The sequence below is a fragment of the Microbacterium azadirachtae genome (assembly GCF_000956545.1).
GTDB classification, from domain to species: domain Bacteria; phylum Actinomycetota; class Actinomycetes; order Actinomycetales; family Microbacteriaceae; genus Microbacterium; species Microbacterium azadirachtae.
In genome coordinates, this window is the sequence record NZ_JYIT01000083.1 from 200078 (window position 1) to 213726 (window position 13649).

At 71.0% G+C, this 13649-nt stretch carries 14 protein-coding genes; 6 read left to right on the forward strand and 8 right to left on the reverse strand.

Annotated features, from left to right (window positions below; translation table 11 throughout):
* Positions 1–14: 14 nt before the first annotated feature.
* The 4 genes from RL72_RS14965 to RL72_RS14980 all read right to left on the reverse strand — a co-directional run bounded on the left by RL72_RS14965 (position 15) and on the right by RL72_RS14980 (position 4765).
* Positions 15–1187 carry a thiolase family protein gene (locus RL72_RS14965; RefSeq protein WP_045251631.1) on the reverse strand — a complete coding sequence of 391 codons (1173 nt, stop codon included), beginning with the start codon at positions 1185–1187 and terminating at the stop codon, positions 15–17.
* 53 nt (positions 1188–1240) lie between these two features.
* Complete coding sequence (gene glmS / locus RL72_RS14970; RefSeq protein ID WP_045251632.1) at positions 1241–3061, reverse strand: glutamine--fructose-6-phosphate transaminase (isomerizing); 1821 nt, start codon at positions 3059–3061, stop codon at positions 1241–1243.
* A gap of 45 nt (positions 3062–3106) precedes the next feature.
* A complete protein-coding gene (locus RL72_RS14975) occupies positions 3107–3367 on the reverse strand; it encodes a hypothetical protein (protein ID WP_045251633.1) in 261 nt (86 codons plus the stop codon).
* Between the two features lie 174 nt (positions 3368–3541).
* On the reverse strand, positions 3542–4765 hold the full coding sequence (locus RL72_RS14980) for an acyl-CoA dehydrogenase family protein (RefSeq protein WP_082072428.1): 1224 nt from the start codon (positions 4763–4765) through the stop codon (positions 3542–3544).
* A 34-nt stretch (positions 4766–4799) separates the two neighbouring features.
* On the opposite strand from RL72_RS14980, the gene RL72_RS14985 reads away from it, so the two are divergent.
* Positions 4800–5378 carry a TetR/AcrR family transcriptional regulator gene (locus tag RL72_RS14985; protein WP_045251634.1) on the forward strand — a complete coding sequence of 193 codons (579 nt, stop codon included), beginning with the start codon at positions 4800–4802 and terminating at the stop codon, positions 5376–5378.
* Positions 5379–5390: 12 nt separating this feature from the next.
* On the opposite strand, the gene RL72_RS14990 is transcribed toward RL72_RS14985, so the two are convergent.
* Positions 5391–6005 (reverse strand): TetR/AcrR family transcriptional regulator, encoded by a 615-nt coding sequence (locus tag RL72_RS14990; RefSeq protein WP_045251635.1) that lies wholly within the window; start codon positions 6003–6005, stop codon positions 5391–5393.
* 167 nt (positions 6006–6172) lie between these two features.
* Between RL72_RS14990 and RL72_RS14995 the strand changes: the two genes are divergently transcribed.
* The 5 genes from RL72_RS14995 to RL72_RS15015 all read left to right on the forward strand — a co-directional run bounded on the left by RL72_RS14995 (position 6173) and on the right by RL72_RS15015 (position 11959).
* Positions 6173–7645, forward strand: coding sequence for an APC family permease (locus tag RL72_RS14995; RefSeq protein ID WP_082072429.1), 1473 nt, complete (start codon positions 6173–6175; stop codon positions 7643–7645).
* The gene (locus tag RL72_RS15000; RefSeq protein ID WP_045251636.1) at positions 7642–8763 is read left to right on the forward strand and encodes a DmpA family aminopeptidase; all 1122 of its coding nucleotides are present in this window, start codon (positions 7642–7644) and stop codon (positions 8761–8763) included. Before RL72_RS14995 ends, RL72_RS15000 begins: the two co-directional genes overlap by 4 nt.
* 130 nt (positions 8764–8893) lie before the next feature.
* Positions 8894–10504 (forward strand): alkaline phosphatase family protein, encoded by a 1611-nt coding sequence (locus RL72_RS15005; protein WP_045251637.1) that lies wholly within the window; start codon positions 8894–8896, stop codon positions 10502–10504.
* Between the two features lie 95 nt (positions 10505–10599).
* Positions 10600–11133: a VOC family protein gene (locus RL72_RS15010; protein WP_045251638.1), complete on the forward strand. Its 534-nt coding sequence runs from the start codon at positions 10600–10602 to the stop codon at positions 11131–11133.
* A complete protein-coding gene (locus RL72_RS15015) occupies positions 11126–11959 on the forward strand; it encodes a MerR family transcriptional regulator (protein ID WP_045251639.1) in 834 nt (277 codons plus the stop codon). The genes RL72_RS15010 and RL72_RS15015 overlap by 8 nt, the downstream gene beginning before the upstream one ends.
* 3 nt (positions 11960–11962) lie before the next feature.
* Here RL72_RS15015 and RL72_RS15020 read toward each other — a convergent pair whose 3' ends face one another.
* The 3 genes from RL72_RS15020 to RL72_RS15030 form a co-directional block, all read right to left on the reverse strand.
* Positions 11963–12805: an HpcH/HpaI aldolase/citrate lyase family protein gene (locus RL72_RS15020; protein WP_045251640.1), complete on the reverse strand. Its 843-nt coding sequence runs from the start codon at positions 12803–12805 to the stop codon at positions 11963–11965.
* Positions 12805–13290, reverse strand: coding sequence for a MaoC family dehydratase (locus RL72_RS15025; protein WP_045251641.1), 486 nt, complete (start codon positions 13288–13290; stop codon positions 12805–12807). The genes RL72_RS15020 and RL72_RS15025 overlap by 1 nt, the downstream gene beginning before the upstream one ends.
* Positions 13287–13649: acyl-CoA carboxylase biotin carboxyl carrier protein subunit (locus RL72_RS15030; RefSeq protein WP_045251642.1), on the reverse strand; the 363-nt coding region annotated here is incomplete at its 5' end. The genes RL72_RS15030 and RL72_RS15025, both read right to left, overlap by 4 nt.

Genomic DNA, 13649 nt, shown 5'->3' on the forward strand with positions numbered 1-13649 from the left:
GCCGACGAGACGGGCTAGACGAGTTCGTACACCGTGGCGTTGGCCATGCCGCCGCCCTCGCACATGGTCTGCAGTCCGTAGCGGATGCCGTTCTGGCGCATGTGGTGCAGCAGAGTGGTGGTGAGCCTCGCGCCGGACGCGCCGAGCGGGTGCCCGAGCGCGATGGCGCCGCCGCGCGGGTTCACGAGCTCCGGATCCGCCCCCGTCTCGCGCAGCCAGGCCAGCACGACCGGCGCGAAGGCCTCGTTCACCTCGAACGCGCCGATGTCGGCGATGCCGAGGCCGGCGCGCTCCAGCACCTTCGCAGTCGCCGGGATGGGCCCGGTCAGCATGAGGATCGGATCCGAGCCCACGACCGCGACGCTGTGCACCCTCGCGATCGGCACGAGTCCGAGCTCGGCAGCCCTGGCGCTCGTCATCATGAGCACGGCCGCTGCCCCGTCGGAGATCTGCGAGGCGCTGCCCGCGGTCACCACGCCGTCGGCGACGAACGGCGTCGGCAGCGTCGCGAGCCGCTCGACCGTGGAGTCGCCGCGGATGCCCTGGTCCGTCACGACCTCGCCGTCGCCGGTCTCGACCGGGACGATCTCGTCGGCGAACAGCCCGGACGCGGTCGCCGCGGCCGCCCGCCGGTGCGAACGCACCGAGAACTCGTCGAGCTCGCCGCGGGTGAGCCCCCACCGTTTCGCGATCAGCTCCGCGCCCACGCCCTGGTTGCCGAGGTCGGGGAAGCGCTCGTGCATGAGCGGCCCGTAGGGGTCGGCGCCCGCGACGCTGGAGAACATCGGCACCCGCGACATCACCTCGACGCCCCCGGCGACGACGATGTCGGCGTAGCCCGCGATGATCGCCGCGGCGGCGCTCTGGATGGCCTGCTGCGACGAGCCGCACTGCCGGTCGATCGTCATCCCCGGGACGTGCTCGGGCAGCCCCGCGGCCAGGGCGGCGTTGCGCCCCACGTTGAACGACTGCTCCCCGACCTGGGACACGCAGCCCCACATCACGTCGTCGACGAGCGCCGGATCCAGTCCCGTGTCGTCCAGCACCGCCCGGAGGGGGTGCGTGGACAGATCGACCGGGTGGATGCCGCGGAAGACACCGCGCTCGGGCTTGCCGATGCCGACCGCGGTGCGCCGTGCGGCGACGATGACCGCGTCCCGCCCGGACGACAGAAGAGGGGTGCTCATGCTGCCATTCTCCCTCCGCCCGGCTGTGCCGGCGCGGGCGGAGGGAAGGCGGGTCACTCGACGGTGACCGACTTGGCCAGGTTCCGCGGCTTGTCGACGTCGTGCCCGAGCAGCACGGCGGCGTGATAGGCGAGGAGCTGGGTGGGGATCGTCAGCAGGATCGGATCCAGCTCGGGCTCGTTCTTGGGGACGAGGATCGTGCGGGCGGCCAGATGGCCGAGGTCGACGCCGGCGTGCGTGATGGCGATGAGCGGCCCCTTGCGGGCGAGGATCTGCTCGGCGGCGGCGAGGTTCCGGTCGGTGAGCTCGTCGTCCGGGATCACGGCGACCGTGGGCATGTCGGGGTCGATGAGCGCGAGGGGCCCGTGCTTGAGCTCGCTGGTCTGGTAGGCCTCCGCGTGGATGTAGCTGATCTCCTTGAGCTTCTGCGCGCCCTCCCGAGCGACCGGGAACCCGCGGACCCGCCCCACGTAGAACGCGCTCTGCGCCTTGGCGACGTCGTCGGCGACCGCGGCGATCGCCTCGGAGCCGTCGAGGATCTCGCGGATCTGCTCGGGGATGCGCTGCAGCCCGCGCAGGATGCGCTGTCCGTCGGCGTGGGAGAGATCGTGCAGTCGTCCCAGATGCAGGGCGAGGAGGGCGAACGACAGCGCCATGTTCGTGAGCGCCTTGGTGGAGGCGACGGAGATCTCGGGCCCTGCGTGCAGGTAGATCCCGCCGTCGACGGTGCGCGCGATCGTCGAGCCGACGACGTTGACCACGCCGATCACCCGGCCGCCCTTGCGCTTGATCTCCTCGACCGCGAACGCGGTGTCGGCGGTCTCGCCGCTCTGGCTCACCGCGACGTAGAGCGTGTCCGACTCGATGATCGGCTGGCGGTAGCGGAACTCCGAGGCGGCCTCCGCGTCGGCCGGGATCCGAGCGAGGTCCTCGATGAGCTGCGCGCCGAGCTGCCCGACGTAGTACGCGGAGCCGCAGCCGAGGATCTTGATCCGGCGGAACCCGCGCAGCTCACGGGGGTCGAGGCCGAGGCCGTCCAGGCGGGCGGTGGCGAACCGCTCGTCCAGCCGGCCGCGCAGCACCATCGCGGCGGCGTCGGGCTGCTCGTGGATCTCCTTGAGCATGAAGTGCTGGTAGCCGCTGAGCTCGAGGTCCTCCGCGGCGACGCTGATCTCGACCGGCTCCGAGCTGGTCGGGCTGTTACCGCGGTCGAACGTGCGGAACCCGGTCGCGGTGACCGTCGCCAGCTCGCCGTCGTCCAGGTGCACCACGCGATCGGTGTGCCGCACGAGCGCCGCGACATCGCTGGCCACGAGCATCTCCTTGTCCCCGATGCCGATGATCAGCGGCGACCCGCTCCGGGCCAGCACGATCCGGTCCGGATGCCGCTCGTCCAGCACGGCGAGGGCGTACGTGCCCGTGATCCGCCCGAGCGCGGCGAGCACCGCCTCCTCGAGCGTCGCGGCCTCGGACTGGGCGATGAGGTGCGCGACGACCTCGGTGTCGGTGTCGCTGGAGAACTCGACGCCGGTCTGCGCGAGCTGCGCGCGCAGCGCCGCCGCGTTGTCGATGATGCCGTTGTGCACGACGCTGATCCGGCCGTCCTGGCTGCGCTGCGGGTGCGCGTTCTGCTCGACCGCGGGTCCGTGCGTCGCCCAGCGGGTGTGGCCGATCCCGACCGTGCCGGTCAGCCGCTTCGGCAGTGCGGCCTCGAGCTCGCGCACGCGGCCCACGCGACGGATCGCCGTGGTTCCCTTGGCGCCGAGGACGGCGAGGCCGGCCGAGTCGTAGCCGCGGTACTCGAGGCGGGTGAGGCCTTCGACGAGGACGGGGGCGGCGGCCTGGTGGCCGATGTATCCGACGATTCCGCACATGGGGAGCTCCTCAGGGATCGATGAAGGGGTGGACGGGCGGGTCGCTCAGCCGTAGACGATGCGGCGCAGCTGCCGCTCCGAGAGCTCGGGGGCCGCCACTCGGCGGTCACGGAGCTCGGCGGCGATGCGCGCGAAAGCCTCGGCGTTGCGCGTGCCGTAGAGCTGGAGCTCGGCGTGGCGGCGCCGCACATACGCCTCGACGGACTCGTCGTACCAGGCGAGCACGTCGTCGACGACCCGCGCGGCGACGCTCGCCGGCAGACCGGTCGATGCCGCGATCCGGTGGATCAGGTCATCGTCGGTCATGAGTCGAGTATGCGGATCCAGGATCCCGAATGACAAGAATCTGCCCGATTTCGGGCAGATTCTTGTCGGTTACCGCGTCTCCGGCCCCGCGCTCTCGGATTCGAAGCGCGCGCAAATGGCCCGATCGGGCCGTCGGATGCGGTCAGGTGCGCGCTTCGAAAAGCGAGGAGGCCGCTAGAGGCCGAGGCCGCGCGCGATGAGCATGAGCTGCACCTCCGTGGTGCCCTCGCCGATCTCGAGGATCTTCGAGTCGCGGTAGTGGCGGGCCACGCGGTACTCGTTCATGAAGCCGTTGCCGCCGAACACCTGGGTCGCGTCGCGGGCGTTGTCCATCGCGGCCTCGCCGGCGGTGAGCTTGGCGATCGCCGCCTCCCGCTTGAACGGCTTGCCCGCCAGCATCAGGGCGGCGGCGTGGTAGTACGCGCGGCGGGCGACCTGCGCGCGCGCCTCCATCCGGGCGATCTTGAACGCGATGGCCTGGTGGCCGCCGATGTGGGTGCCGAAGGCCTGTCGCTCCTTGGCGTAGCGCACCGCCTCGTCCACGCATCCCTGCGCGGCGCCGACCGAGAGGGCGGCGATCGCGATGCGCCCCTCATCCAGGATCCGCAGGAAGTTCGCGTAGCCCCGGCCGCGCTCGCCGAGGAGGTTCTCCGCGGGCACGCGCACGTCGTCGAACGAGAGCCCGTGCGTGTCGGAGGCGTTCCAGCCGACCTTGTCGTACGGCGGCGCGACCGTGAAGCCCGGAGTGCCGGACGGCACGATGATCGTCGAGATCTCCTTGCCGCGCTCGTTCTCGCCGGTGACGGCGGTGACGGTGACGAAGGCCGTGATGTCGGTGCCGGAGTTCGTGATGAACTGCTTCGCGCCGTTGATCACCCACTCGCCGTCGGCGGGGGAGCCTTCCAGGCGTGCGGCGGTGCGCGTGCGACCGGCGTCACTGCCGGCATCGGGCTCGGTGAGTCCGAACGCCCCGAGCGTCGTGCCCGCGGCGAGGGAGGGCAGCCAGCGCTGCCGCTGCTCCTCCGTGCCGAACCGGTAGATCGGCATCGCGCCGAGCGAGACTCCGGCCTCGAGCGTGATGGCGACGCTCTGATCGACCTTGGCGAGCTCCTCGAGGGCGAGGCAGAGCGCGAAGTAGTCGCCACCCATCCCGCCGTACTCCTCGGGGAACGGCAGGCCGAACAGGCCGAGCTCCGCCATGGCGGCGATCACCTCGTACGGGAAGCTGTGCTCGCGATCGTGCTGGGCTGAGACCGGCGCCACCACCTGCTCGGCGAAGTCGCGGACCGTCGCGGACAGTTCGCGGTACTCGTCGGGGAGTTCGGACGGGATCGCCTCGGACACGCAGATCAGCTCCTCAGTGAACGATCGGTAACTGAAATAGATGTTAGCGAGCATTCACTCGACTGTCCAGGATCGCTATCCTTGCGGGATGACCACCGCGAGGGCGCAGGGGAAGGCACGCACGAGGCAGCTGTTCCTCGACGCCGCCGCCCGGCTCTTCGCGGACCGCGGATTCCATGCCGTCTCGATCGGCGAGCTGGGCACCGCCGTCGGGGTCTCCGGGCCCGCGCTGTACCGGCATTTCCCGAGCAAGGAGGCCATGCTCGAGGAGATCCTGCTCGGCACCAGCGAGTTCCTGCTGCACGGGGGGACCGCGATCGTCGTCGCGACGCACGCGTCCGATCGGGAGCTGCTGGACGAGCTCATCGACTTCCACCTGACGTTCGCGCTGGCCCATCGCGACGTGATCCGCGTGCAGGACCGCGAGCTGGGAACGCTGCCCAAGGCGGCGAACCGCCAGGTGCGCAAGCTGCAGCGCCAGTATCTGGACCTGTGGGCCGAGGTCGTCGGGCGGATCCGGCCCGAGATCGAGAAGGCCGATCGCCAGGTCATGATGCATGCGGTGTTCGGACTGCTGAACTCCACGGCGCACAACACCGTCGCGGGATCCGCGAACGAGCGCGCGATCCTCGCGACCGCGGCGCGCTGCGTGCTCCTGGGAGGGTGAGCGCCGCCGTCCTCAGTGGTGCAGGGACAGCTCGGAGCAGCCCGTGACGATGCGCGCGTAGCCGAGCACGAGCTCGCGTGCGCGACGGGGGCTCGCGGAGCGGTTGCCGCTGATGATGTGCAGCTCGTACGCGTCCTCGAGCGAGACGAAGTTCTGCGCGAGATCGATGATGGGACCTGCGAGGCGGAAGTGCCCCTGCGCGACGCCGAGCTGCAGTGCGGCGAAGTAGAGCGCGACCTGCCGGTCGTACAGCGCCTGCAGGAGAGGCCCCATCGTGGCGCTGCCCCGGCGGAACAGGTCGATGTCGTGCATCGCGATGACGAGCGCGTCGTCCTCGCTCTTCGGGATCCCGGCGTCGATCATCGCGGCGAGCTGCTCCCGCGCGTCCGGGATGTCGGCGAGGGCCTGCAGGCGCGTCGTGTAGAACCGCTCGCACGCCCACGTGTAGACGTCGTCGATGAGCTGGTCCAGGTCGTTGAAGTGGTAGTGCACGGTGCCGGTCGACACGCCGGCCCGCTCGGCGACGTCCTGGATGCGCAGGTTCGCGATCCCGCGATCGCGGATCGCGTCGAGCGTCGCCAGGATCAGCTGGTCGCGACGCTCCGGCGTCTTCTTCGCACTTGCCATGCGCCCATCCTCTCAGGGTGACGAGTCGCGCCGCGGATCCGATCCGGATCCACTCCGAATGTTACGAGTTTGATTCGGGAGTCAAAAGATTGGATTCAACCGTTGACTTAACAAGGATCGTACTTTTGACTGAGCAATCAAATGACCACTCGACGAAAGGCTCGACGATGAGCGACGGATTGCAGGAGGACCTCGGCGAAGCCGCGGGCGCGCTCGGGGCGAAGGCCCCCGGGATCGTCCCCGACACCGGGAAGTACGAGCAGCAGCTCTCCCGCGGACTGACCTTCAAGGAGAACATCCTGATCACGCTCTCGGCGGTGACGCCGGCGTCGAGCGTGTTCATCATCGTTCCGGCGATCATCAACGGCATCGGCGGCGCGTCGGCGCTCGCCTTCCTCATCGGGGCGCTCGTCGGCGTGTTCGTCGCGCTCTGCTACGCCGAACTGTCCAGCGCCTTCCCCATCACGGGCGGCGAGTACGCGTTCGTCGCGCGCACCCTCGGCAAGCCCTGGGGCTTCGGGCTGTTCCTTCTGAACCTGGTCAGCGGCGTGCTGATCATCGGCGTGATCGCCTCGGGCGCCGGACAGTACCTCGGGGTGCTCTCGGAGGCCCTCGGCGGCGGATGGGTCGGGATCGTCGTCATCCTGGTGACCACCGTCATCGCCTGCCTGGGGATCAAGACCAACGCGTGGGTCACGGGCGTCTTCCTCGTGCTCGAGATCGGCGCCCTGGTCGTGCTGACGGTCGTGGGCTTCCTGCACGTCAGCCAGCCGATCTCCACGCTGTGGACCGTCGCGACGAGCGGTCCCGGAGGGGTGCTCGTGAGCGCGTCCGCCGGCCTCGTCGTCTCGTACACCGCGACCGCCCTCTTCGCGTTCAACGGCTACGGCGCCGCGGTCTACTACGCCGAGGAGACCAAGAACGCCCGCTCCACGATCGGGCGCGCGATCCTCTGGTCGCTGCTCATCGCGGTGGTCGCGGAGATCGTGCCCACGATCGCCGTGCTCCTGGGGTCGAAGGATCTCGCGGCCCTCGTGGCGTCTCCCTCGCCGATGACGCAGTTCCTGACCGAACGGGCCGGCCCGGTCGTGAACACCCTCGTTAGCGTGGGAATCGCCGTCGCCGTGATCAATGCGGTGCTCGCGATCATCCTGCAGTTCGGCCGCACCCTGTTCTCCTCCGCCAGGGATCGCTCCTGGCCCGACGCGATCAACCGCCCGCTGGGCCGGATCCATCCGACGCTGCGCACGCCGGTCGTGGCGACGATCATCGTCGGCGTGATCGCCGCGCTCTGCCTGTGGCTGGTCCCGTTCAGCGTGCTGCTCGTCGCCACGAGTGCGGGGATCGTGATCCTCTACGCCCTGGTCGGTCTCGCCGCCTTCGTCGGCCGGCTCAACCACACCACCGACGCCGCCGAGTACCGGATGCCGTTGTGGCCGGTCGCGCCGATCCTGATGACGCTCGCCACCCTGGTGATCCTCGTCATGAGCCTCATCGCCGACTGGGTCCCCGTCGCGGTGGCCGTCGGCATCTTCGGCATCGGCCTGCTGTACTACGCGCTCTACCTGCGCGGGAAGCCGGATCGCTGGACCCTGCCGCTGCCGGCGGACGAAGAGCTCGAGGACGAGGTGCGCGGGTGAGCCGGGCACGGGCCCGCGACCTCGGGCTGGTGCGCGGCGGGATCCCGGGCCCGCACAACGCGATCACCGACGTATCCGGCGTCGAGGTCGGCTACACGACGCTCATAGAGCAGCACGATTCCGCCGTCGTCCGGACGGGCGTCACGGCGATCCTGCCCCGGGGGCGGGCCGGAGCGGCTTCTCCGGTGGCCGCCGGCGTGCACTCCCTCAACGGCAACGGCGAGATGACCGGCTCGGTGTGGATCGCCGAGTCCGGAAGCCTCGGCACCCCGGTGCTCATCACCAACACCCACTCGGTCGGCGCGGCGCACGAGGGCGCGATCCGCTGGATGCTCGAGGCCGTGCCGGGCGCGGCGGACCAGTGGCTCCTCCCCGTGGTCGCGGAGACGTGGGACGGGCGCCTGAACGACATCAACGGACTGCACGTGCGTCCCGAGCACGCCGTCGGCGCGCTCGACGGCGCCCGATCGGGGCCGCTCGACGAGGGCGCGGTCGGCGGCGGCACCGGCATGATCTGCTACGGGTTCAAAGGCGGATCCGGAACGGCTTCGCGCCGGGTGGCGCTGGGCGACGCGGAGTACACGGTCGGCGTCTTCGTGCAGGCGAACTTCGGCGAGATGACCGAGCTCACGGTGCGCGGGGTGCCGGTGGGGCCCGTGCTCAAGGACGAAGCGCCCGCGGAACCGGGCGGCGTCGCATCGCCGGCGACGGGGTCGGCGACACCGCCGCAGGGCGCGGGGAGCGTGATCGTGGTGGTCGCGACCGATGCGCCGCTGCTCCCCGGCCAGTGCACGGCGATGGCGCGGCGGGTCTCGCTCGGGCTCGCGCGCACCGGGACCGCAGGGTCGCACTTCTCGGGCGACATCTTCCTCGCCTTCTCGACGGCGAACGAGGGCGCTCTGGCGAGCCGCTTCCCCGCAGACGGCGACGACGTCATGCTCGACGCGCTGCGCGCCGTGCCCTGGGGGCGGATGGATCCGCTGTACACGGCGGTGGTCGAGGCGACGGAGGAGGCCGTGCTCAACGTGCTCGTGGCGGGGGAGGGCACGGTCGGCCACCGGCACAGCGTGCGGGGCCTGCCCGTCGCGCGGGTGCAGGAGCTGCTGAACGGGGAGTAGCCGCCGACGGAGGCGCGTCAGGAGAACATCCGGAGAACGATCCGGGATCCTCTTGTCCTCGCGCGGCGGGGGATCTACTCTCCCTCTGTCCGGCGCCTCCGCCGGCGCAGACCCAGAGGGAAGGTCCTTCGTGTCCCAGCGCTTCGCCATCCTCGCCGTCGCGGCTCTCGCCGTCGCCGGATCGCTGCTCCCCGCCAGTGCCGCACTCGGTGCGCCGGGCGGATCCCCCGGCGCACCGGGCGGCGGGTCGTCGCACTCCGCGAAGGGCGGACCCACCACGATCCCCGGCGGCTTCAAGCACCTCGTCGTGATCTACGAGGAGAACCATTCGTTCGACAACCTGTACGGGAAGTGGGGCGAGGTCGGCGGCGTCGCCGTCCGCGGCACCCAGAGCGTTCCGCAGGTGGCGCAGGACGGGAGCGCCTACGCGTGCCTGCCGCAGCTGGACGCGAACCTCACGTCGCCGCCGCTGTCCGACACCTGTCAGGACGCGACGCACGGCATCGCGGCGAGCCACTTCGGCAACCAGACGTTCACGATCGACGACTACATCCACCCGACCGACACGACCTGCCCGCCCGCGGTGGCCGGCACCCCGTACAAGCCCAACGGCTGGCTGAACGGCACCGGAGAGCCCGGCGGGTGCACGCGTGACCTCGTGCACCGCTTCTACCAGGAGCAGTACCAGCAGGACGGCGGGAAGATGGACCGGTACGTCACCGGGTCCGACGCCGTCGGCCTGACCCAGGGGCAGTACGACACCACGAAGCTGCCGATCTACCAGTACCTGCACGCGGACGGCGCCCCGAACTACGTCGTCGCCGACAACTTCTTCCAGGCGGCGTTCGGCGGATCCTTCCTGAACCACCAGTGGCTCATCGCGGCGCGCACCCCGCTGGACACCACCCCGTCGGTGGCCAACTCGGTGCTCGACGCGAACGGCATGCCGAACAACTACCCGAAGTACACGGCGACCGGCCCCATCAAGGACAGTCAGTGGACGCAGGCGTGCCCCGCCGGCGGCAACGACTACGCGGCGGCATGCGGCAACTTCGCCATCAACACGATCCAGCCCGCGTCCGCACCGCACAACAGCGGCACGCAGCTGCCGCTCATCGACGACACCCAGTACCCGAACATCGGCGACCGGCTGAGCACCGCGGGGATCTCCTGGAACTGGTACGCGGGCGGCTGGGACGATGCGGAGGCCGGGCACCCCGGCGTGAACTTCCAGTACCACCACCAGCCGTTCAACTACTTCGCCGCCTATGCTCCCGGACAGCCGGGCCGCGCGCACCTCCAGGACGAGAAGAACTTCATCTCGGCCGCGCAGAACGGGACGCTGCCGACGGTGAGCTTCGTGAAGCCCTACGGCGACGAGAACGAGCACCCCGGATACGCCAGCGAGCCGGACGGATCCGACCACCTCGTCGACCTCATCAAGACGATCACGAGCGGCCCCGACGCCAAGGACACGCTCGTCGTGGTGACCTATGACGAGTTCGGCGGACAGGCCGACCACGTCGCCCCGCCGGTCGTGGACAAGTGGGGCCCCGGCACCCGGATCCCGGCGCTGCTCATCAGCGCCAAGTTCCAGGCGTCGAGCGTCGACCACACCCTGTACGACACGACCTCGATCCTGGCCACGATCGAGCGCTCGTACCACCTGGCGCCGCTCAGCACGCGCGACTCGTCGGTGAACCCGCTGTACACGGGCATCAAACTCGGTCTGGACGGCTAGCCGGTCGGCCCCGGGCTCCGTCTGAGCGATGGCGTCCGGGGCCCCCAACCGGCCGCGCTTGACCCTGACGTGACGTGAGGGCCCAACGTGGCCTCATGAGCGATTACTACGAAGCCTTCGAGATCAGTCCTGTGCCGGCTCCCGGCCCCGACGCCGTGCCGCCTGAGCCGTATCGCGGCATCTACGGAATGCCGGCCTACGTCACCGTCCCGACGCGGGATCTGGATGCGTCCGTCGCCTTCTGGACGCAGGGACTCGACTTCTTCGAGCTGTTCCGCACTCCCGGACGGCTCGTGCACCTGCGCCGCTGGGCGTTCCAGGACGTGCTGCTCGTGCTCTCCGACCAGGTCCAGGAGGCGGCGCCGGCGATCGGCATCGGCTTCTCCTGCGTTCTGCAGCAGCTCGATCCGATCGCCGCGGCCTGCCGCGCGCTTCGACCGGACGCCGTGCGGGGACCGGCCGACACCTTCTGGAACACCCGGGAGCTTGAGGTGATCACACCGGAGAATGTGCGGGTGGTCTTCACCGCGGCCAAGCCCTACATCCCCGGATCCCACGAGGCGCAGAACCTCGCTGCGATGGGCATCGTCGGTCCCGCGCACGAAGGGCACAATGAGGGAGATGCGTGATTCCCCCGTCCCCGCCGGCCTCGGAGGAGCCGCGGCGTCGGCGGACGGGCTGACCGTCGGCCGCGTCGCGGACTCCCTGGGGCTGACGGTGCGCACCCTGCACCACTGGGACGCGGTCGGACTCGCCTGTCCGTCGCTGCGCACGCGCGGAGGTTACCGCCTGTATACGGCCCCGGACGTGGAGCGGCTGCAGCGGATCATCGTCTACCGCGAGCTCGGTCTGGGCCTCACCGGGATCCGTGCGCTGCTGGACGACTCGCACGCGGCGGCGCCGGCGGAGCTGCGGCGTCACCGGGAGCGGATCCGCGAGCGCATCGCCCGCCTCGAGCAGCTGGACACCGGGCTGGAGCGGATGATCTCGGCGCACGAGCGCGGGATCCTCCTCACATCCGAGCAGCAGCGGGCGGTGTTCGGGCCCGATTGGGATCCCGCGTGGGTCGAGGGCGCGCGCATGCGCTGGGGCACGACGGCCCAGTGGGCCCAGTACGCGGAGCGCTCGGCCGAACGCGGCCCCGAGGAGTGGCAGACGATCGCGGACGCCATGGCGGAGTTCGAGGGGGCGCTCGCGGACGCGTTCGACCACGGGGTAGCGCCCGGTGAGCCCGCGGCGGACCGCCTCGTCGACCGCCACCGCGAGGTGTTCTCCGCATACTTCCCGCTCAGCCGTTCGATGCAGGTGTGCCTGGCCCGGATGTACCGGGCGGATCCGGCCTTCGCCGCCCACTACGACGGGATCCGCCCCGGTCTCGCGGACTGGTTCCGTGCGATCGTCGACGAGAGCGCCCGCGCACACGGCGTCGATCCCGACACCGCCGTCTGGGAGTGACGGTCAGCGCCCGAGGACCGCTCTCGCCTGGCGCAGCACCGGCTCGTCGACCATCCGGCCCTCGAACCGGAACACCCCGGGCTGCCGCTCCGCCTCGGCGAGCACGCGCTCGGCCCAGGCCCGCTCCTCGGGAGTCGCGGCATAGCCCTCGCGGATGACGGCGACCTGGCTCGGGTGGATGCACGCGGTCGCGTCGAAGCCGCTCGCGGCCGCGTCCTCGACCTCGGCGCGGAGTCCGTCGGCGTCGGCGATGTCGAGGTGGACGGAGTCGATCGCGGCCCGGCCGGACGCCTTGGCCGCCAGCAGCACGCGCGAGCGGGCGTGCCGCGCGACGTCGCGGTAGCGTCCGTCATGGGGCCCCGTGGTGAGACGGCTCGACCGGCCGCCCATGCTCGCCACCAGATCCTCGGCGCCCCACATCAGGCCGATCGTCGCGGGATGCGCGGCGATCTCCTCGGCGCGCGCCACCCCGCGTGCCGTCTCGCACAGGGCGAGCACGCGCAGGCCCGCCGCGTGCAGCGCGTCGAGGTCGGCGGCGGACTCGGCCTTGGCCAGCATCGCCGTCCGGTAGGACGTGCGGCCCAGCGTCGCGAGATCGAGCGCGTGGTCCGCGGTGCCGGCGGGATTGACGCGCACGATGGTGCGCTGCGGATCGAGCGCCGACGCGCCGAGGCGCTCGCGAGCAGCGGGCTTGTCGGCAGGGGCGACCGCGTCCTCGAGATCCAGGATCACCATGTCGGCCGCCGCGAGCGCTTTCGCGTACCGGTCGTCGCGGTCCGCGGGGCAGAAGAGCAGCGCCGGCCCCGGGAACGGGCGGGCCGGCAGTCCGCCGGAGGGCCCCGCCATCAGGCGCCCGCCTCCGCGGGCACGCACCGCACGAGCGTGGACCGGGTGGCGAGGGCGACGACCGTGCCGTCCTGGTTGCGTCCGGTGTGGGCGAGTTGCACGACGCCCTGGCCGGGACGCGACGCCGAGAGTCGCTTCGAGACGACGAGCGTCTCCGCGTACAGGGTGTCGCCGATCCGCACGGGTGCGGGGAACGAGACGTCGGAGAAGCCGAGGTTCGCCACGATCGTCCCCATCGTGAGCTGGGCCACCGAGAGCCCGACGAGCGTGGAGAGCGTGAACATGCTGTTCACCAGGCGCTCGCCGAACTCGGTGCCGGCGCTCCAGGCGGCGTCGAGGTGCAGGGCCTGCGTGTTCATCGTGAGCGTGGTGAACAGCACGTTGTCGGCCTCGGTGACCGTGCGGCCGGGCCGGTGCAGATAGACCGCGCCCTCCTCGAACTCCTCGAAGTACAGGCCGCGCTGCTCGATGCGCTTTCCGGTCATCGGCGCTCCTCCTCGATCCTTGAACCGGTCCGAGTCGCCTCGTCCGCCGCGGGGGTGATCGTGGCGAGCGTCTGCCCGCGGGCGACGGTGTCGCCCTGTGCGGCGTGCACGTGCACCGTGCCGGCGACGCCCGCGCGCAGCACGTGCTCCATCTTCATCGCCTCGACGACGAGCACCGGATCCCCCTCGGCCACCTGCTGGCCGTCGGCGGCGTGCACGAGCACGACGGTGCCCGGCATCGGCGAGTCGAGGTGCGGCTCGCCGGCCGCCGCGGCCCCGCCGCCGTGCGCGACCCGGGCGACCGACACCTCGAGCACGGCGCCGCCGTGGGCGATCGCGACGCCGCCGGCACCCGAGGC

What these genes read in the sequence shown, in the direction of transcription:
- RL72_RS14965 (WP_045251631.1), bottom strand. Translation starts at nt 1,187, where the DNA reads ATGAGCACCCCTCTTCTGTCGTCCGGGCGGGACGCGGTCATCGTCGCC.
- glmS (WP_045251632.1), bottom strand. Translation starts at nt 3,061, where the DNA reads ATGTGCGGAATCGTCGGATACATCGGCCACCAGGCCGCCGCCCCCGTC.
- RL72_RS14975 (WP_045251633.1), bottom strand. Translation starts at nt 3,367, where the DNA reads ATGACCGACGATGACCTGATCCACCGGATCGCGGCATCGACCGGTCTG.
- RL72_RS14980 (WP_082072428.1), bottom strand. Translation starts at nt 4,765, where the DNA reads ATGCTCGCTAACATCTATTTCAGTTACCGATCGTTCACTGAGGAGCTG.
- RL72_RS14985 (WP_045251634.1), top strand. Translation starts at nt 4,800, where the DNA reads ATGACCACCGCGAGGGCGCAGGGGAAGGCACGCACGAGGCAGCTGTTC.
- RL72_RS14990 (WP_045251635.1), bottom strand. Translation starts at nt 6,005, where the DNA reads ATGGCAAGTGCGAAGAAGACGCCGGAGCGTCGCGACCAGCTGATCCTG.
- RL72_RS14995 (WP_082072429.1), top strand. Translation starts at nt 6,173, where the DNA reads ATGAGCGACGGATTGCAGGAGGACCTCGGCGAAGCCGCGGGCGCGCTC.
- RL72_RS15010 (WP_045251638.1), top strand. Translation starts at nt 10,600, where the DNA reads ATGAGCGATTACTACGAAGCCTTCGAGATCAGTCCTGTGCCGGCTCCC.
- RL72_RS15015 (WP_045251639.1), top strand. Translation starts at nt 11,126, where the DNA reads ATGCGTGATTCCCCCGTCCCCGCCGGCCTCGGAGGAGCCGCGGCGTCG.
- RL72_RS15020 (WP_045251640.1), bottom strand. Translation starts at nt 12,805, where the DNA reads ATGGCGGGGCCCTCCGGCGGACTGCCGGCCCGCCCGTTCCCGGGGCCG.
- RL72_RS15025 (WP_045251641.1), bottom strand. Translation starts at nt 13,290, where the DNA reads ATGACCGGAAAGCGCATCGAGCAGCGCGGCCTGTACTTCGAGGAGTTC.